Annotated in this window: 16 protein-coding genes and 1 pseudogene; 5 read left to right on the forward strand and 12 right to left on the reverse strand. The window is 69.5% G+C overall.

The features are described 5' to 3' along the window. Positions 1-68 precede the first annotated feature (68 nt). The gene (gene gyrB, locus HR086_RS16220) at positions 69-2,522 is read right to left on the reverse strand and encodes a DNA topoisomerase (ATP-hydrolyzing) subunit B (protein WP_174466071.1); all 2,454 of its coding nucleotides are present in this window, start codon (positions 2,520-2,522) and stop codon (positions 69-71) included. Positions 2,523-2,679: 157 nt separating this feature from the next. Then, positions 2,680-3,138, reverse strand: a complete 459-nt coding sequence (locus HR086_RS16225) for a hypothetical protein (RefSeq protein ID WP_141642060.1) — start codon at positions 3,136-3,138, stop codon at positions 2,680-2,682. Between the two features lie 100 nt (positions 3,139-3,238). Here HR086_RS16225 and HR086_RS16230 point away from each other — a divergent pair, with 100 nt between their 5' ends. Beyond that, positions 3,239-3,991 (forward strand): GNAT family N-acetyltransferase, encoded by a 753-nt coding sequence (locus tag HR086_RS16230; RefSeq protein ID WP_174460185.1) that lies wholly within the window; start codon positions 3,239-3,241, stop codon positions 3,989-3,991. 10 nt (positions 3,992-4,001) lie between these two features. On the opposite strand, the gene HR086_RS16235 is transcribed toward HR086_RS16230, so the two are convergent. The 3 genes from HR086_RS16235 to HR086_RS16245 all read right to left on the reverse strand — a co-directional run bounded on the left by HR086_RS16235 (position 4,002) and on the right by HR086_RS16245 (position 7,470). Continuing rightward, the gene (locus HR086_RS16235) at positions 4,002-4,820 is read right to left on the reverse strand and encodes a helix-turn-helix domain-containing protein (RefSeq protein WP_174466072.1); all 819 of its coding nucleotides are present in this window, start codon (positions 4,818-4,820) and stop codon (positions 4,002-4,004) included. 5 nt (positions 4,821-4,825) lie between these two features. After that, a complete protein-coding gene (locus HR086_RS16240) occupies positions 4,826-6,970 on the reverse strand; it encodes a cation:proton antiporter (RefSeq protein WP_174466073.1) in 2,145 nt (714 codons plus the stop codon). A gap of 131 nt (positions 6,971-7,101) precedes the next feature. After that, positions 7,102-7,470, reverse strand: coding sequence for a response regulator (locus tag HR086_RS16245; protein ID WP_141642057.1), 369 nt, complete (start codon positions 7,468-7,470; stop codon positions 7,102-7,104). Positions 7,471-8,076: 606 nt separating this feature from the next. Between HR086_RS16245 and HR086_RS16250 the strand changes: the two genes are divergently transcribed. Further along, on the forward strand, positions 8,077-8,778 hold the full coding sequence (locus HR086_RS16250) for a ferritin-like domain-containing protein (protein ID WP_174460187.1): 702 nt from the start codon (positions 8,077-8,079) through the stop codon (positions 8,776-8,778). 14 nt (positions 8,779-8,792) lie between these two features. Next, positions 8,793-9,518, forward strand: coding sequence for a ferritin-like domain-containing protein (locus HR086_RS16255; RefSeq protein ID WP_174466074.1), 726 nt, complete (start codon positions 8,793-8,795; stop codon positions 9,516-9,518). 51 nt (positions 9,519-9,569) lie between these two features. On the opposite strand, the gene HR086_RS16260 is transcribed toward HR086_RS16255, so the two are convergent. From HR086_RS16260 to HR086_RS16275, 4 genes are all read right to left on the reverse strand, one after another. After that, the gene (locus HR086_RS16260; protein WP_141642054.1) at positions 9,570-10,181 is read right to left on the reverse strand and encodes a TIGR02265 family protein; all 612 of its coding nucleotides are present in this window, start codon (positions 10,179-10,181) and stop codon (positions 9,570-9,572) included. A 269-nt stretch (positions 10,182-10,450) separates the two neighbouring features. Further along, positions 10,451-11,611 carry an alanine--glyoxylate aminotransferase family protein gene (locus HR086_RS16265; RefSeq protein ID WP_174460189.1) on the reverse strand — a complete coding sequence of 387 codons (1,161 nt, stop codon included), beginning with the start codon at positions 11,609-11,611 and terminating at the stop codon, positions 10,451-10,453. Between the two features lie 109 nt (positions 11,612-11,720). Then, entirely contained in the window at positions 11,721-13,016 is a 1,296-nt protein-coding gene (locus HR086_RS16270; protein WP_174459027.1) for a M20/M25/M40 family metallo-hydrolase, read from the reverse strand. Between the two features lie 113 nt (positions 13,017-13,129). Next, complete coding sequence (locus HR086_RS16275; RefSeq protein ID WP_174459026.1) at positions 13,130-14,041, reverse strand: zinc metalloprotease; 912 nt, start codon at positions 14,039-14,041, stop codon at positions 13,130-13,132. A 159-nt stretch (positions 14,042-14,200) separates the two neighbouring features. Between HR086_RS16275 and HR086_RS16280 the strand changes: the two genes are divergently transcribed. Both HR086_RS16280 and HR086_RS16285 read left to right on the forward strand, forming a co-directional pair. Next, positions 14,201-14,365 carry a hypothetical protein gene (locus tag HR086_RS16280; protein WP_174459025.1) on the forward strand — a complete coding sequence of 55 codons (165 nt, stop codon included), beginning with the start codon at positions 14,201-14,203 and terminating at the stop codon, positions 14,363-14,365. A gap of 52 nt (positions 14,366-14,417) precedes the next feature. Then, positions 14,418-15,371: a RimK family alpha-L-glutamate ligase gene (locus tag HR086_RS16285; protein WP_174459024.1), complete on the forward strand. Its 954-nt coding sequence runs from the start codon at positions 14,418-14,420 to the stop codon at positions 15,369-15,371. Between the two features lie 72 nt (positions 15,372-15,443). On the opposite strand, the gene HR086_RS16290 is transcribed toward HR086_RS16285, so the two are convergent. The 3 genes and pseudogenes from HR086_RS16290 to HR086_RS16300 all read right to left on the reverse strand — a co-directional run. Next, positions 15,444-15,629, reverse strand: a complete 186-nt coding sequence (locus HR086_RS16290; protein WP_141642049.1) for a hypothetical protein — start codon at positions 15,627-15,629, stop codon at positions 15,444-15,446. After that, a complete protein-coding gene (locus tag HR086_RS16295; protein WP_174466075.1) occupies positions 15,626-17,845 on the reverse strand; it encodes a peptidase domain-containing ABC transporter in 2,220 nt (739 codons plus the stop codon). The genes HR086_RS16290 and HR086_RS16295 overlap by 4 nt, the downstream gene beginning before the upstream one ends. Positions 17,846-17,946: 101 nt before the next feature. Beyond that, positions 17,947-18,205: pseudogene (locus HR086_RS16300) on the reverse strand (MCE family protein); the annotation flags it as partial.

An 18,205-nucleotide genomic window follows, 5' to 3' on the forward strand; every position in this document is an offset into this window, starting at 1 on the left:
CCTGAATCGGCGCCGCGCCCCGTCACTTCGTCGTCCATCAGGCCCGCGAGCCCGGCGGACTCAAGGACTCAGATGTCCAGGTTCTGCACATCCAGCGCGTTGCGCTCGATGAACTCGCGGCGCGGCTCCACCGCCTCGCCCATCAGCAGCGAGAAGATTTCGTCGCTCTCCACCGCGTCCTCCACCCGCACCTGCAACAGCGTGCGCGTGAGCGGATTCATCGTCGTGTCCCAGAGCTGCTCCGGGTTCATCTCGCCCAGACCCTTGTAGCGCTGCATCCCCAGGCCCTTCTGCGCGTCCTTGCGCAGCGCCGCGTGGACCTCCTGCACGGAGAACGCCGTCACGTGGCCGGCGTCCACCTTCACCCGGTAGGGCGCGTCACCCAGCGACTTGAAGGAATCCCGCAGCGACACCAGCTCCTGGTACTCCGGAGACGACAGGAAGGTGTGGTCGAACACCGTCGACCGCATCGCGCCATTCACGTCCGTGCGGAACACCAGCCGCTTCGTCTGGTGCTCGGGGTCCGTCTCCACCTCGTACTTCACCCGGCCCAGCACGTCCGGCATGCGCCGCTCGAACTCCGAGTGAGCACCCTTCACCGCCACCGCCAGCGCCTCGTCGTCCGCCAGCATCTCCGCCGTCAGCCGCGCGCCCTGCACCACCGCGTCCACCACCCGCGCGTCGCGCCGCTTCGCCTGCTTCTCCAGCCGCTCCTCGTAGGTAATCACCTTCTCCAGGAGGGCCTTCAGGTCCGAGCCACCCACTTCGCCCGAAGGCGTCAGCACCCGCCCGTGCTCCGTGGCGATGCCCAGCAGGTACTCGTCCAGCGCGCGCTGATCCTTGACGTACTTGTCCTTCTTGTTGCGCGTGACTTTGTAGAGCGGCGGCTGCGCGATGTAGAGGAAGCCCTTCTGGAGCAGCTCCGGCATCTGCCGGAAGAAGAACGTCAGCAGCAGCGTGCGGATGTGGCTGCCGTCCACGTCGGCGTCCGTCATCAGGATGATGCGGTGGTAGCGCGCCTTCTCCGGGTTGTAGTCCTCCGGACCAATGCCCGTGCCCAACGCGGTGATGAGCGTGACGATTTCGGCGCTCGTCAGCATCTTCTCGAAGCGCGCCTTCTCCACGTTCAGAATCTTGCCGCGCAACGGGAGGATGGCCTGGTTGCGCCGGTCCCGCCCCTGCTTCGCGGAGCCACCTGCGGAGTCACCCTCGACGATGTACAGCTCGCTCTCGTGCGGATCCCTGCTCTGGCAGTCCGCGAGCTTGCCCGGAAGCCCACCACCGTCCAGCACGCCCTTGCGGCGCACCGTCTCGCGCGCCTTGCGAGCCGCGAGGCGCGCCCGACAGGCATCGCCAATCTTCGCGACGATCTTCTTGCCGATGAGCGGCGTCTCTTCCAGGAAGGTGCCGAGCATTTCGTTCACCATCTGCTCGACCAGGCCCTTCACCTCGCTGTTGCCCAGCTTCGTCTTCGTCTGGCCCTCGAACTGGGGGTTGGACACCTTGACGGAGATGACGGCGGACAGGCCCTCGCGGGCGTCCTCACCCGTGGGCGTCTCCTTGAGGTCCTTCCAGATGCCACTCTTCTCCGCGTAGCTGTTGAGCGTGCGCGTCAGGCCCGCCTTGAAGCCGGACAGGTGGCTGCCACCATCCTGGGTGTTGATGTTGTTGGCGAAGGTGTAGACGCGCTCGTCGTAGCCGTCGTTCCACTGCATCGCCAGCTCGAGCGCCACGCCGTCCTTGTCTCCCGAGAAGGAGATGGGCTTGTCGTGGAGCACCTGCTTCGACTTGTTGAGGTACTCCACGAACGAGGAGATGCCGCCTTCGAACTTGAAGTCGTGCTCCTTGTTCGTGCGCTCGTCGCGGATGACGATGTGCAGCCCCGCGTTGAGGAACGCCAGCTCGCGCAGGCGCTGGCTGAGCGTCTCGAAGTTGAAGTCCACCGTCTCCATCACGGTGGTGTCGGGCTTGAACGCCACCATCGTCCCGCGCTTGTCGGTGGTGCCGACCTCCTGCGGGTGCGAGTTGGGAACGCCTCGGGCGTAGGACTGCTCGTACACCTTGCCGGCGCGCTGGACGCGGACCTTGAACCACTCCGACAGGAAGTTCACGCAGGTGACGCCCACGCCGTGCAAGCCGCCGGAGACCTTGTAGGCCCCGTTGCCGAACTTGCTGCCGGCGTGCAGCTCCGTGAGGACCACTTCCAGCGTGTCCTTGCCCTTGAACTTGGGGTCCGGGTGAGGACCCACGGGGATGCCGCGCCCGTTGTCCTGGACGCTCAGCGAGCCGTCCACGTGGATGATGACCTCGATGTCCGTGCAGTGGCCCGCGAGCGCCTCGTCCACGGCGTTGTCGACGACCTCGTAGACGAGCTTGTGGAGCCCGTAGGTCATCGTGTCGCCGATGTACATGCCGGGGCGCTTGCGGACCGCTTCCAGGCCCTCGAGCTTGGTGATGCTATCGGTCCCATACTCCATGGGCAGGGGAGCGACCGAGGCACCGGTAGCGGGGGTCTTTTCCATGTGATGCTGTCCTTGGAAAAAGGAGCCTTGCAACAGGGCTGTGCCTACCATCTCGAGGCACACTGAACAAGAGTAACGAGCCCGCGCAAAGCTGCGTAAATATTCGTGAAAATCGCTTGGCCGCCCCTCGGGGAGGCGGCCTGCGGAAACCGGGGGGTCAGGCGTCGAATCGGGACGGCGGGAGGCGATCCTCCAGCGCCGAGATCAACTCCTCGAAAACAGCCTTGCGGGCGAAGAGATGCCGGGTGACGAGCACCCTTCCCTCCTCCTTCAAGAACAAACCGAGCACGTTCCCCCTCCTGCCGAGCCGGCGCACGGAATCAATCTGCCCCCAGTGCAGCTCCAGCTCGCGGGAGCTGAAGGGGCGGGCCACGCGGACGCCTCGCGTGTCCAATGAGATGCCCCAGCCGGCACGGGGTCGCAGGCGGTGGATGGCCACGAGGAAGGCGAACATCAGGCCCGCCGTGACACCCGCGCGGGCCATCTCCTGGATGCCCCCTCCGTCCCGGGCATTGGCCAGGGCCCAGGCGGTCAGCACCGCCAGGACACAGGCGCCCAGGAAGAGGCCGATTCGAGTGGCGCGAGGGTCGAAGGCGTAGAAGCGCGGGCTGCTCATGAGTGCCAGCGCACCCTAGCCGTCCTGGAGGGCTCGCGCGCGGTTTTGAGCAGGCCGTTGTTCGCCGTCCGGCGTGCGCCACCTACGATGGACCCGCGCCATGACCGATGCCGAACTGAACGACCGACTTCTCACCAACGTCATCGCCTTCAAGCACCTCCAGCGGGAGCGCGGACTGCTGCGCCACGGGAGCGCCCCGGGCATGGATGCCTTCGCCCTGCCCGAGTACCCCGCCGAGGCCCACTTCCAGCAGGCGTACTTCCGGACGCCCCAGGCGCTCGTCGAGGGACTCCCCGCCCTGGAGGCCTTCTACCGGGGCCTGGACATCCCCGCCTGGCGCGTGGCGGTGCTGCCCGGGGACGACGAGGGCGCCCGCGTGCTGGGCGCCGCCGGCTACCGGCCTGACTCGCGAATCCCGGCCATGGGACTGGCCCTGGCGGACACGCCGGACGTCAAGCCCTCGTTCCCCCTGGTGGAGCCCGGGACGCAGGACGAGATGGTGGAGCTCAACATCCGCGTCTGGGGGAAGTGGGACGACATCCTCACGGTGTGGAGACAGCCGCCGCGGCTCCCCGTGCACACGCTGGTGGCGCGCGAGGGGGACCGGGCCCTGGCGTGCGGCTTCGCGCTGGACGTGGAGGACACCGCCGGGGTGTACATGGTCGTCACGCTGCCAGAGGCGCGGGGACGCGGGCTGGCCGCGGAGGTGATGCGAGGGCTGCTCACGGGCGCCCGGGAACGCGGCCTTTCGGCCTCCGTGCTCCAGGCCACCGAGCAGGGCCGGAGCGTGTACCGCAAGCTGGGCTACCGCGAGCTGGGGGACTGGGTGAACTGGACGCGGCGCGCCGACTGAGGCCCTCGGGTCAGCGCAGCGCTTCCAGTTCCTCCAGCACCGCGAGCACCTGTCCGGGCTGCCGGCACTCGTCGAGCCGCTCCGCCAGCCCGCGCGCCGCCAGCCGGGCCACGTGGGCCATGCGCGTCAGCCGCACGCGGCCCCGCTCGCCGTCCACCGCCGCCACCACCAGCCGCAGCGGCCGGCCGTCCGGGGTGTCCACCTTCAACCCCTTCGCCAGCGTCACCAGCGCGGCCACGGGCGCGGCGCCCTGCAGGAAGACGTGGGGCACGGCCACCTCGCCGCCCACCGCGCACGAGGACTCGCTGTCGCGCTGGCGCAGCCCCTCCACCAGTCGCGCCGCGTCCACGCCGGGCAGCGTCGCCGCCAGTCGCCCCGCCACCACGTCCAGCACATCCTCCCAGCCGCCGCAGGAGAGCTGGAGCACCACCCGCTCCGGCGCCAGGAGCGGCGCCAGCGCCGGCACCGGCGCGTCCGAGTGGCCCCCTCTCACGGGGAACTCCACGTCCAGGAAGTCGCGCACCCGGGCCAACTGCGTCCCCGACAGGCGACGCCGCGCCAGCTCCAGGAAGAGCGTCCCCGCGCCCGGCACGTCCTCCAGGTACTCGGAGACGTAGGGGCTCATCCGGTTCGCCACGTCCATCAGCAACGCGGGGGGCACGTCCAGCTCGCGAGCAATCGCCGTCAGTCGCTCCGCCGTGGGCGGCGCGTCCACGCCGTGCTCCACGCGGCTGAGGTACGCGCTCGACACGCCGATGCGGCGGGCCATGTCCCGCAAGGACAGGCCCGCGTCCACCCGCAGCAACCGCAGCGTCGCCCCCAGGTGCATGTCGCTCAGCTCCTCGAGGCCACCGCGGAGGCGGCGGCCTGGGGCGTGGCGACGGCCTCCACCACCGGCTCCGACTCGTGGACCACCAGCAGCGAGCCCGGCGCGTCACGGACGATGCGCTCGCGCTGGAGGCCGAACACCCGGTCCTCCAGGCCCCACGGCGCGCCCACGCCCACCACCACCAGGTCATGGCCACCGTGGCGGGCCTCCTCCAGCGCGGCCTCCTCGGGCGACTCGTGCTGGACCACCTTCAGCCGCACGCCCGAGCCCTCCTCCGCCGGGAACAGTTCGTCCACCTGCGCTCGCGCGCCGTTGCTCTCGCGCGACGTCACGTGCAGCACGGTGATTTCCGCGCCGGACTGCCGCATCAACCGCCGCGCCAGCTTCAGCGCCGCGCGGTCATGCCGGCTGCCGATGAAGGGCACCAGCACGCGCTTCACGTCCGACAGGCCGCGGTCCACCAGCACCGCCACGGTGCCGGACGCGGCCTGCATCACCTCGTGCACCGTGCCGCCCAGCACCGTCTGGCTGAACAGCGGCTTGTGCCAGCCCAGCAGCACCAGGTCCGCGCGCTTCGCCTCCGCCGTGCGGCGGATGTCCTGCGCGGGCTCCGTCGACACGAAGGACAGCGGCCTCACCGCCAGCCCCAGGCTCTTCGCCCGGCCCAGCAGCGGAGCGAGCGCGCCATCTCCCTCCACGTCCTGGTCCGAGGCGCGGGGCTCGGACTCCGCGCCACGCAGCGACACGCGCTCTGGATGGACCAGATGCAGCGCGTGCAACTGCGCGCCCTCTCCACCCGCCAGGGCCTTGGCCAGACTGGCCATCCCGGGGCCCGCCTGCTGATGGGAGACACACATCAACACCGTGTAGGGCGTCGAACCGGGAGTCGCGGGCGGGGCCAGCTCCAGCCTGTCCCGGGCCAGCTCCTCCGTCGGGTAGAACAACTGCAGGAGCGGCGTGGTCATGAACGTCGTCACCAGCGCCATCAGCACCATCATCGTGAACAGCGTGGGCGAGATGACGCCCAGGTCCAGGCCCAGGTTGAGGACGATGAGCTCCATCAACCCGCGCGTGTTCATCAGGATGCCGATGGCCCCCGCCTCGCGCCACCGCATGCCCGTCATCCGCGCCGCCACCGCGCTGCCGCCGAACTTGCCCACGCAGGCCAGCAGGATGATGGCGCCACACGTGAGCCACGCCTCGGGCGTGTTGAGCAGACCAATCTGGGTGCGCAGGCCGCTGAAGGCGAAGAAGACGGGCAACAGCAGCACCACCGCCACGTCCTCCAGCTTCTCCGAGAGAGCCTCCGCCAGCCCGCCCTCCTTGGGGATGACGGCGCCGAAGAGGAAGGCCCCGAAGAGGGCGTGGATGCCGATGAGCTCCGTGGCCCACGCGGACGCCAGGAGCAACAGCAGCGTGCCAGCGACCACGTTCTGCGTCAGGCCCTCGCGGCTGGCCACCCGGGCGCCCAGCCGCGCGAGGAAGGGCCGGACCGCCAGCAGCATGAACGCGATGTAGCCCATGGCGAACACGGTGGTGAGCCCCGCCTGCGCCAGGTCCGAGGCGCGGACGATGGACACCACGAAGGCCAACAGGCACCACGCCGTGACGTCGTCCACCGCCGCGCACGCAATCGCGATGGCGCCGATGCGCGACTGCAACAGGCCGCGCTCGGTGAGGATGCGCGCGAGCACCGGGAAGGCGGTGATGCTCATCGCCACGCCCATGAAGAGCACGAACGACGAGAAGGGCACGCTCGGGTCCGAAAAGTCCTTGTACAGCCACAGCGCCGCCGCCACCGCGCCCAGCGCGAAGGGCACGATGATGCTGGTGTGGCTGATGGCCACCGACGCGTGGCCGCGTCCCTTCAACAGCTTGGGGTCCAGTTCCAGGCCAATCAGGAACATGAACAACACCAGGCCCACCTGGCTGAGCATCTTCAGGATGGGCAGCGAGTCGGTGGGGAACAGCGTGTTCATCAAATCCGGCGCCAGCCACCCGAGCAACGAGGGGCCCAGGACGATGCCCGCCACCACCTCCGCGATGACCAGCGGCTGGCCCAACCAGCGCGTTCCACGCCCTATCAATCTCGACACGCCGATGATGACGATGAGCTGCATCATGAGCAGCGTGAGCGCGTTGGTGTGCATCCTACCTCCGTCGAAACTTGCGTGTTAAGTGGGCACTTACCAGTACCCCTCGCGAAGCGTCAAACGGGCATTGCGCTCGGCTGCCCTGAGTGAGGCGGCATGTCGGAGAGCGAGCAGACGTCGCGGACGGCTCACGCGGCCTGGTGCTTGCGTACGGCGTCCAGCAGCGTGTCCACGTCCACGGGTTTGCGCAGGTGGCCGCACGCGCCGATTTCCTCGGCGACCTGACGGGCGTTGGCGGACGCGGAGAAGACGAGCACGGGAATGTCGCGCCACTCGGGCACCTGTCGCATGGCTCGCGCGAAGCCGGCGCCATCCAGCACGGGCATCATCATGTCGAGCAGCACCAGGATGGGGAGTTCACGGGTGGCTCCGAGCACATCGAGCGCGTGCTTGCCGTTGCTGGCGCCCATCACCTCGTAGCCCGCGTCGCGCAGGACCTCTTCCAGCGCCTCGCGCAGGTCCGCGTCGTCATCCACCACCAGCAACGGCCCAGTCACTCACTCGCCTCCTTGTCGCGGCCCCGCCACGCCCTGGCTCCGCGCGGTGCATCTCCCGCGCGATGTCGAGAGCGGAGCCTAGCGCGCGCACCCGACGTGGGCGTCATTCCTCGCTCGTGAAACAGCCACTCCGTCCCACGTCCGTGCTCCGGTGGCCATGAGGTGTTGAGCATTGGCCAATATGGGGCTCAGCGCCGGATTGCATCTCTGGATTCCAGGGAGCGCCGGGTGGATTGAGACTCGCGAGTTGTCTCGGGCTCGGAGACTTCGAGCGAAGCGACAAAGGGAGCAAGCGCTTCGGACCTCGACGCCCCACATGCCCTGGAGTCATGCCCGCGCACCCGTGACACGACAGTGTCCAGGTGCCACTGCGTCCCACTCCAGCATCCTGGAGCTGACTCCAATCCGTTGACACGGTCCACGGACGAACGAAGCGCCGCCCCGGGGACCTAAGGGCCGCGCGCCGGGTGTCACGCAGGCGCCGCCGTCAGCAATTCCCCCGCGCGCCGGAAAATCCCCCGCCACACCTTCGGCGTACCGAGCCCGTGCCGGGCTTCAGGGGGCGCCCGGCACCCACCACTTCCGACCGCCTCCTCGGATGGACCCATGACCGAAGAACTCTCTCGCCGTGCCGCGCTCCGAAGCGCCACGGCCGCCGCGAGCCTTGGCCTCGCGACGGGCCTGCTCACCCGCGGCACACCCGCCCAGGCCCTGACGACCCAGGCCGACCTCACACCCCTCAAGGCGCTGCTCACCGCTGAACGCAACGCCATCAAGACCTACGACGCCGCGGTCAGCGTGCTCGACGCCGCCACCAGCACCGACCCGCTCTTCCCCTTCCAGGGCATCGTCAAGGCCATCGCCCTGCACTTCCGCCAGCAACACACCGAACACGCCGACAAGCTCGCCCGGTACATCGACCGGCAAGGCGGCGTCGACGACGTGGGCGAGGGCACGGCGCAAGTCCCCACCGACTTCATGCCCGGCATCAAGAACGTCATCGACCTGGCCACCAACGCGGAGAAGGCCGCCGCCATCGGCTACACGAACACCCAGAAGTCCCTCGTGCTCGCCGACAACGCGGAGCTCGCCGCCGCCATCGGCGCGGTGGAGTCCCAGCACTTCGTCGTCCTCAACCTGGCCGCGCGCGGCTTCGTCACGCCCCCCGCGTCCACCGTCAACCAGCCCGCCGACGCCCTCACCACCGTCGCGTCCCAGTTCGTTCCCAGGGCCTTCGCCATCACCGTCGACGGCGCTCCAGGGCTCGACGACGAGACGGACCTGCCCTTCTACGACGTGACGCAGTGAGGAAGCCCACCACCATGAAGACCCAGAACCCCTCCGACTCCGTCCTCGCGCGCCGCCGAATCCTCCAGGGCCTCGCCACCGTGACAGCCGCCTCGGCGCTCACCGCCTGCGGCCTCAACGAGCGCACCAACTCCCAGAACCAGGTCAACCCCATCGACCGGGCCCGGGAAGCCGGCGCCCTCAACACCCTGGTCGCCGCCGAATACATAACTGTCGACGCCTACACCCAGGGCGCGGTCATCCTCACCGCCGCGCGCGACGACACCTCGCGCCCCCAGGAGGAACGAGACCTGGCCGCGCTCGCGCTCGCGCTCGCCACCCAGTTCCAGGAGGACCACACGGCGCACGCCGCCCTGCTGTCGGAGACCGTGTCGCGCCTGGGCGCCACCCCCGTCCGCGCGGATGAAGTGTCGTTCACCCCGCCCCCCAACTTCAGGCCCTCCGTCGGCAACGTCCTCAAGCTCGCCGCCAACGAGGAGCGCCGCTCCGCGATTTCCTTCAACCGCGTCCTCAAGGGCATCCAGACACCCGACAGCCGCTTCATCCTCGCCTCCATCGAAGGCGTGGACACGCAGCACTTCATGGTGCTCAAGGCCCTCATCGAAGCCCTGGTCGACGTCACCCCGGCCCTCGATGCCGCGCAGGTGGTGCCCCAGCCCTTCGTCGCCTCCACCGTGAGCCTGGGCGGCGGCAACGGACTCGAGGAGCAGCCCGACCTCGCCGTCAACGACCAGGGCTGACGTCCTCCACACCGGGCGCGGCGGGCCTGTCCCCACCGCCGCGTCAGGCCCCTACCGCCAGGACAGCTCGTACTCGCTCTCCAGCAGTGCCACCTGCCGGCCCATCACCCTCACGTCGCGCGCGCCCACCGCCTCCAACGCTCCGCGCAACACACCCTCGTGATACGCCGCCGGCATGAAGTCGCGCCGCATGATGAAACGCGCGCTGCGCTCTCCCGTCCACTGCGGATACCGCTCTCCGTAGCTCACCGCCATGCGGTACGCGTCACCCAGCGACTCCAGCAACAGCCGCGGACTGCCCGCCGCCTCCGCCAGCAGCTCCCGGCCGAACAGCGACGCCAGGAAGTCCACCGTCGCCTGCGAACCCATCCGGTGCAGCACCCCGTCGAAGCCATTGAGCTGCGGGCCGAGCAGCCGCGCCGCCGTGGACACCATCCGCAGGTAACGCGACACCGAGTACAGGTGGAACGGGTTGATTTCCCACACCCCCGCCACGCCCTTGCACCGCGCCACCGCGCCTTCTCCTCCCAGGTTCGCGATGACGCTCAGCGCCCCCTGGAAGAACATGCCCCGCGCCTGGTCCTCGTCCGTCGCGGCCAGACGCCGCTGCTCCAGCTCCCACGCCGCCCCACCCCCACTGCTCGCTTCGGTGCCCACGTACATGGTCGTCTCCCCGAGGGGGCTCGCACTGCCTCGACTCAGGGGACACGTCCGGCGCTTCCAATGGTTTTTCAGGATTCGCCGGCTTCCCCCCACTTCCTGGTTACCAACCATCCCATATTTTTCTACCCCTGTCGAATGGTTCCGGCACGCCCCAGGGTCCATGGAAGGGTTCACCCACCACACGAACCCCTTGGATTTCGGGCACATTTCATTCTTGAGGCCCAGGAGAACGGGCGGGGCCGGGGTGCGGGTGACCCCGCCCGAGGGCTTCAGCGGGCGGTGAGGGAGGCCTCGGCGGCGGCGAGGCCCGCACCGGGCTCACAGCGGTGGCCGGCGGCCATCAGCGCGCGCTCCACGGCCCCCACGGTGGTCAGCAAATCCGCGGGGCCCACGCGGTTCATGTGGCCCACGCGGAAGTAGCGCGCCTTGAGGTCCGGGTGGAGTCCACCGGCCACCACCACGCCCTCGGCCTTCACGCGGCCCACCAGCGACGCGTCCACGCCCTCCGGGTAGTAGACGGCGCTCAGCGTGTTCGCCGTCACCGCCTCGGACACCGGCAGCATGCGCAGGCCCAACCCACTCCACGCGGCGCGGAAGGCGCGAGCCAGGCGCTGGTGCCGCGCGAAGCGGGCCTCCAGGCCCTCGGCGAGAATCTGTCCCAGGCTCACGTCCAGCGCGCACACCAGGTTGACGGGCGGCGTGGCGAAGTAGGCCGGCTTGCCCGCCTCGTACGCCTCCATGATGGGCAGCCACTCCGCCCAGTCGGAGTACACGCTGGCCACCGGCACGCGGCGCTTCTTCCACGCCTCCAGCGCGCGCGGCCCCACGGTGAGCAGCGCCAGCCCCGGCGGCACGCCCACCGCCTTCTGGCTCGCGGTGAGGTACACGTCCGCGCCCCACGCGTCCTGGTGGAACGACTCGCCCGCCGTGGCGCACACGCCGTCCACCACCGACAGCACGCCCAACTCGCGCGCCACCCGCGACAGGCCCTCCACGGGCGTGAGCACGCCGGTGGACGTGTCCACGTGCGTGACAGTCATGACCTTGAAGCCGCCGCGCTTCAGGTGCGTCTCCACTTCCTCCACCGTCGGCGCGTCACCAGGAGGGGCGCGCACGTGCGTCACCTTCGCGCCGTGCCGCTCCAGGATTTTCGCCATCCGGTCGCTGAAGTAACCCGTGTTCACCACCAGGGCGGCGTCACCGGGCTCGACGAGGTTCGCCACCGCCAGCTCCATGGCCAGCGTGCCGGAGCCGGACACCACGAAGGGCTGCGCACCGGGAGCGAGGCTCACGTCGCGAAGCCGCTTCAGCGCCCGGCCGAAGATGGCGATGAAGGCCGGGTCCGTGTGGCCGTAGGAGGGCGCCCCCAGGGCCTGAAGCACCTCCTGCTCGAACTCCACCGGCCCCGGAATCATCAGCAGGTCTCTCACGGCGTCACCGCTCCTCGGCAGCGCTCCGGCCCGACGCGGGCTGAAGCAGGGTCCATGTCTCACTGTATATACACAGGGGCCCCCGCGAGAGCGCGCGGCCCTGCTCCACTCACAGCCGCTCGAGCAGCTCGCGCAGGATGGCGAAGCCCTGGCGGAAGTCCTGGAGGTGCGCCTGCTCGTTGGGCGCGTGGTAGTACTTCATCTCCCCGAAGCCCGTGATTTGCACGTCGCAGCCCTGACGCTGCAGGTCCCTCACCAGCGGCAGCGAGCCGGTGAGCGAGAAGGGCTCCGCGTCCACACCCCGCACCGTCTTCATCGCGTCCTTCAACGCTTGCAGGCCGGGCGAGTCCAGCCGGCAGGCGATGCCCTCGGTGCCTCCTCCGTCGAAGCGCAGCGACACCGTTCCGCGCCGGCCATCCGCGGTGCGCGTGCGGGGGAAGCCCGGCGGCACGTCGTCGCGCTCCAGCCGCGCATCCAGCGCCTTCACGAAGTCCTCGGTGGCCCGCCGCACGTCGGCCAGGTCGTGGAACGGCGTGAGGCGGATGTCGCCGCGCACGGTGACGTCGGCGGGAATCTTCGTCTCCTTGGTGTTGGTGGCCTCCACCACCGTGGCCTTGAGGCTGGAGGTGGCCAGGAAGCCCCAGCGCTTCTCGTCGTCCGAGGGCGGGTAGCGCGCATGGAACCAGCGGGACAGTTCCAGCGACGCGGCCATGCTCAACTCCAGCGCGTTGACGCAGTTCTGCGGCATGCCCGAGTGGCCGCCCACGCCCGTGGCCTTCAGCGCCCACAGGCTGATGCCCGCGGTGCCCAGCGTGGGGCCGAAGTTCGCGCTGTCCAGCCAGAACACCGGCTGCCCCGCCAGGTCCTTGAGCCGCCCCTGCTCCGCGACGTAGCCCAGGCCCAGGCCCGGCAGGTCCGACGACTCCTCGTTCGCGATGAGCACCACCTTCAACGTGCGGCGCGGACGCACGCCCGACTCCGCCAACTGCGCGAGCAGGTCCGTCGCCACCGCGACGTGGCCCAGGCAGTCGGTGACGCCTCGCCCGTAGAGCAGCCCGTCCGGCCCCTCGTGAAGCTTGAAGGGACTGTGCTCCCAGCCCTCGGCCTGCTCGTCGGCGGGGACCACGTCGAAGTGCGCGCCCACGAAGCCCACCGCGCCCTCGCCCGTGCCCTTCACGGTGAGCACCAGGCTGGGACGGGACTCGTTGCCCTTGGAGGCCAGCGACTCCGCATGGATGAAGCCACTGGCGATGTGCGGCGCGAGCACGTCCAGCACCACCTGCGCGGCGAGCCGCTCCTCGGGCACCAGCCCCGCGCTCGGATTGTTCTGCAGCTTCGGAGTCAGGGCGATGAGACGCCGGAGCACATCCAGGAAACGGTCCTCACGGAGGGCGAACGCTTGCATGGGCGCGGATTGGAGCCCGAGTCTCCGGAGGAAGTCACTGAAAACGACGACGCCGGAGCGTGATGAGCGCCCCGGCGTCGCCTTCCGCGTCAACGGCTGTCCAACACCCCGCGTCAGCGGTAGGTGAGGGCCTGCGAGTCCATGCGGGCCGACTGACCCGTGGTGAACGTGTTCATGCAGGAGTCGTCGGAGTAGTCCATGAAGTTGGTGATGGGGTCGTTGCCAGCCGTCGAGCAGGTGTTGCGGCCCGTGGGGCAGCCGTAGGCGGGAGAGGCCTCCGCCGGCGTGTCGCTGACCGAGTCACCCGAGCCGGAGCAGCCGCCCTGGAACGTGTGGTACAGGCCCAGCCAGTGGCCGACCTCGTGCGTGCCCGTGTCGCCCAGGTTGTACGGCGACGCGGTGCCGCCCGGGACGCTGGAGAACAGAATCACCACGCCGTCCATCGACGGGTTGCTGGCGTAGCTGGAGGGGAACGTCGCCCAGCCCAGCAGGCCGCCGCTCAGGTTCGCGCTGTAGATGTTGAGCGCGTTCTTGCCGCCCTTGCGCAGCGCCGTCTTCATGGCGCGCTCGGCGGACGAGCCCGAGGACAGGTTGTACCAGGTGGTGTTCGTGGTGCGGTCCGTCGCCGTCAGCGTGAACTTGAACGGCGTGTTCGCGTACGCGGCGTTCAGCACGTTCATCTGGTTGGTAATCATGGCGGCGGTGATGTCGCCGTTCGCCACGCCCGTGCCCTTGTTGATGACATGGAAGTAGGTGGGGATGGTCACCGAGCCGTTCGGCCGCGCGAAGTCAGACACCGCGCGCTCCATCGCGAAGCGGCCTTCCATCTCCGCCATCTCCTCGGCGGACGGATTCACGCCACAGCCACGGGCGTTGAGCACCTGCTGCGTGGGCTGCTCCTCCGCCGGGGGAGGCGTGGGCTCGGCCTGCCCTTCCGGGGGAGGAGTGGAACAACCGGCGAGCGCGGCGAGGGTGCCAACAAGAACCGCGAAACGGCCGCTGCGACGAACGATGATACGGGACATTCCCGACTCCTCGGAAAATGCGGGGGAACCAGAATATTCATGAATGGTTTCCCTTACGTCAAACGGGTCACCCGGGCCCCTCCTCTCCGGGCGGTGCGTGTCTGGGGTTGAAGTGGCGCCTTGCCGCGGGCGGACACACTCTTCGACGCAGGAGGTCGCATGAAGACGAATGAAACATCGCCGCGCGGGCCGAAAGCTTCACGCGGGCTGTTCGTGAAAGGGCTGGTGCCCGAGGAGAAGGCCCAGGCACCGGGGCCCCGACAGGTGACCACGATGATGGTGGGCGAGGAGACGAAGGACGGGGACCCGGGCTCGCGCGCATGACGCGGTGCACGGCGCTGGATGCGCACCCGCGCATCTGTTTCGCTGCCGGACCATGACGCAAGAAGCGACGCGGACAGGCGTGGTGGCGCTGGTGGGTTCTCGCGAGGACGTCCACATCCAGGACGTGGCGCGACGGCTGGGTGCGGAGGGCGTGGACAGCGTCATCGTGGACACGCTGACCTTCCCGGACGAGACGCGGATGTCTCTCACGGAGGGACTGGACGGAATCGTCGTGGACGGGCGCGAGGTGGGCCGCCCCGCCGCCGCGTATCTGCGCGGACTGCACTCACACCCGCTGGCCTTCATGGTGGACGCCGAGGAGGCCATGGCGGAGGACTGGCGCACCACGCTCACCGCGTTCCGCGAGAAGGGCACGCTGCTGTTGGGGCTCATCGGCCGGTGGGAGCAGCTCGGCGTGCCGCTGTACAACCCGCCCTCGGCGGACTGGCTGTTGCACAAGCCCGTGCAGCTCAGCGCGTTGAAGGCCGCGGGTCTGCCGGTGCCCCGGACGCTGTGGACGAATGACGCGGAGGCGGTGCGCCGCTTCGCCGCGAGCGGGCGCGTGGCCTACAAGCCCGTCATGGGGGGCGCCGCCACGCGGGAGCTGCTGCCGGAGGACCTCACCGACGAGCGGCTCGCCGCGCTGGCCGCCGCGCCCGTCACCTTCCAGGAGCTGCTGCCGGGCGAGGACCTCCGCGTGTACGTGCTGGATGGCGAAATCATCGCCTCCCTGCGCATCGTCACCTCCGCGTTGGACTTCCGGCAGAACGAGGAGCGGATTGAGCAGATGGTGCTGCCGGACGAGGTGGCTCGGCAGTGCGTGAAGGCGTGCGAGGTGCTCGGCCTGCGCTGGACGGGGCTGGACCTCAAGCGCGGGCTGGATGGGGAGCTGAAGTTCCTGGAGCTGAACGGCTCACCCATGTTCCTCGGCTTCGACGCGGCCGCGGGCACGGACGTGGCGGGGCACTTCGCGCGGGCCCTGGTCCGTCATGCGCGGCGCGGGTAGCAGGGACAGGGCCGGCGCTCGAAGCGCCTGGACGACACGGGCATCATCCGAGCACGGAGGGCGCCGCTCGCCTCATCGCCACAGCGACGCGAGCACCGTGCGGGATGCGAGCCACGCCACCGCGCCAAGCACCACCACGAGCACCGCGGTGAACAGCAGGGCGCGGTGGGGACGCGGATGCATCACCGCGCGCAGCTCCTCCGTCATCGCGGGGTCCGCGTCCACGTCGTCCTCGTCAGGCCGTTGCGCGGGCTTCATCGCTGCTCCATCTGGTTCTCGACGAGGGCGCGATAGCGGCCTTGGGGCAGGGCCACCAGCTCGTCATGGGTGCCTTCCTCGACGACACGGCCCTTGTCGAGCACGACAATCTTGTCCGCGCGACGCACGGTGGACAGCCGGTGGGCCACGACGACGAGCGTGCGTCCGGCGGCCTCGCGCTGGAGGGCCTCGGTAATCGCGCGCTCCAGCGCCGCGTCCAGGTGGCTGGTGGCCTCGTCGAGGAACAGCACGCGCGGGTCCCGATAGATGGCGCGCGCGAGCTGGAGCCGCTGTTCCTCGCCTCCGGACAGGCGCACGCCCGCCTCGCCAATCCGGGTCTTCAGGCCGTTGGGCAGCGCGAGCAGTTCGTCCAGGCACGCGGTGCGCGCGGCGTGCAGCAGTCGCTCCGGGTCCGGTGCGTCGTCGCCCAGGGCGATGTTGTCCGCCAACGTACCGTCAAAGATGTCCGTCTTTTGGAAGACGAAGGCCACCGAGCGGCGCAGCGCGACGGGGTCGAACGTCTCCAGGGGCTGGCCGTCGTAGAGGACGCGGCCCTGCTCGGGGCGATACAGGCCATAGAGCACCTGGGTGAGCGTCGTCTTGCCCGCGCCCGAGCGGCCGACAATCGCCGTCATCTTTCCCGCGGGCAGGGTGAAGCTCACGCCATCCAGCACGGGCGGCTCGTTGGGAGAGCCGTAGCGGAAGGTGACGCCGTCCAGTCGGAGCTCCGGGGCCTGAGTGAGCGCGCCGGTGACGGGCCCGGAGTCATCGCGCAGCTCGGGCTGGGACTCGTAGACGATGTCCACGCGGCGCAGGGAGATGACGACGTCCTGGAGCTGGTGGATGAACATCACCAGGTTCTGCATCGGGGCCAGCGCGAGGCCGAGGATGGCGAGCGTGGCCACCATCTGCCCCAGCGTGAGCTGGCCCTCCAGCACGAGGTGGGCCTCGTAGACGAGGATGCCCACGTACATCGCTTGATTGACGAGCTGCGCGCCGGAGGTGTGGACGGTGTCGTGCAGCCAGATGCGGCGGGCGGCCTCGGCCTCGCGCGCCTGGAGCTTCTCCCAGCGGGTGCGCGCCTGACGCTCGGCACCACACGCCTTGAGCGTCTGGATGCCGCTGAGCATCTGCAATTCCAGGCGACTCGCCTCGGCGGCGACCCGGAAGCGCTGGTGGTCCAGCACGGTGCGCCGGGGCATGAGCACCAGCGTCCACAGTGAGTACAGCGCGGCGCAGGCGGCGAAGATGCCGAAGACGGTGGCGTCGTAGAGGAAGAGCACCACGCCGTAGCCCACGAGCATCACCAGGTCGAGCAGCACGGACACCGAGGCACCCTGGAGGATGCGGCGGATGCGCTGGTGGTCCTCGATGCGCTTGAGCAGGTCGCCCCGGTGGCGTCGGGCGAAGAACGTCACCGGCAGCGACAGCAGGCGCTTCCAGAACTGCGCGAGCAGGAGGGCGGAGAAGCCTCGGGACAGGAGGAAGAGCCCTGTGCCGCGAGCAATGGCGACGGCGACCTGGGCGACGAGCAGCACGCCCAGGCCCACGCCGACGGCGGTGAGCAGGGACACATTCCTTCCGCCCACGGCCTTGTCGACAAGCCCCTGGATGAGCAGGGGCTGCGCGAGCGCCAGGGCCTGGAGGAGCACGGTGGTGACGAACACCTGGAACAGCAGCAGTCGGTAGCGCAGCAGTCCCCGGCCAAAGCGTCGCAGCGCGCCGAGTCGACGCGAGGTGGTGGGGGTGACCGGGAGCACGACAGGACGGAAGAGGGCCTCGGTGGGCTCCAGGGAGAGGAGGATTCCGTCCCAGTGCTCAGCGAGCTTCGCGCGAGGGATGCGCCGGAGGCCCTGCGCGGGGTCTCCGATGACGGCCTCCTTGGAGGTGACGGCGTAGAGGACGACGAAGTGGTTGTCCTCCCAGTGGGCGATGCCGGGGAGGAGCGCCTGGCCTTCTTCGTCCTCCAGTTCGGAGGGGTCCTCGACATGGAAGGCGCGGACCTTGAAGCCCACCTTCTCGGCGGCACTGGCGAGGTCTGGCAGGGAGGTGCCCACGACCTGGACGTGCGCGAGTTCCTTCAGCGCGCCCAGCGAGTGCGCGGCGCCGTGATACGCCGAAACCATCTCCAGACACGCGGGGCCACAGTCAGCCTCCTCGAGCTGGTGGCGCAGTGGATACGGTTCCAGGGCAACGGCGAGCCGGGAGCGTGGCACGGACAAATCGCTATCACGGAGTCGAGGTGGCAACCAGCCACCGCCCGGCACGACGCAGGCAGACCTGCCAGGGACTCGGGGCCCGGCTCAGCGGACCGACCTCACTCCGCCTCGGGTACGGAGGCAGGCGCCGCATCCGCGGGCGGAGGCGCCGCCACGGGCTGCGGGGGCTCGGCCCGCTTCGGCGCCTCGGCCTTGGGCTCCACGCGCTGCACCTTGCCCATCTGCTCCAGGTCCTTCCTGTTATCCAACGAGAAGCGCACCAGCGCCCGCAGGATGCGGTTGCGCTTCACGTTGCCCAGCACCTCGCGCAGGTCCTCGTAGACCGTGGGGTCGCTGATGAGCCCACCCAACGTGCCC

Source organism: Myxococcus sp. CA039A (genome assembly GCF_013336645.1).
Lineage (GTDB): Bacteria > Myxococcota > Myxococcia > Myxococcales > Myxococcaceae > Myxococcus > Myxococcus llanfairpwllgwyngyllgogerychwyrndrobwllllantysiliogogogochensis.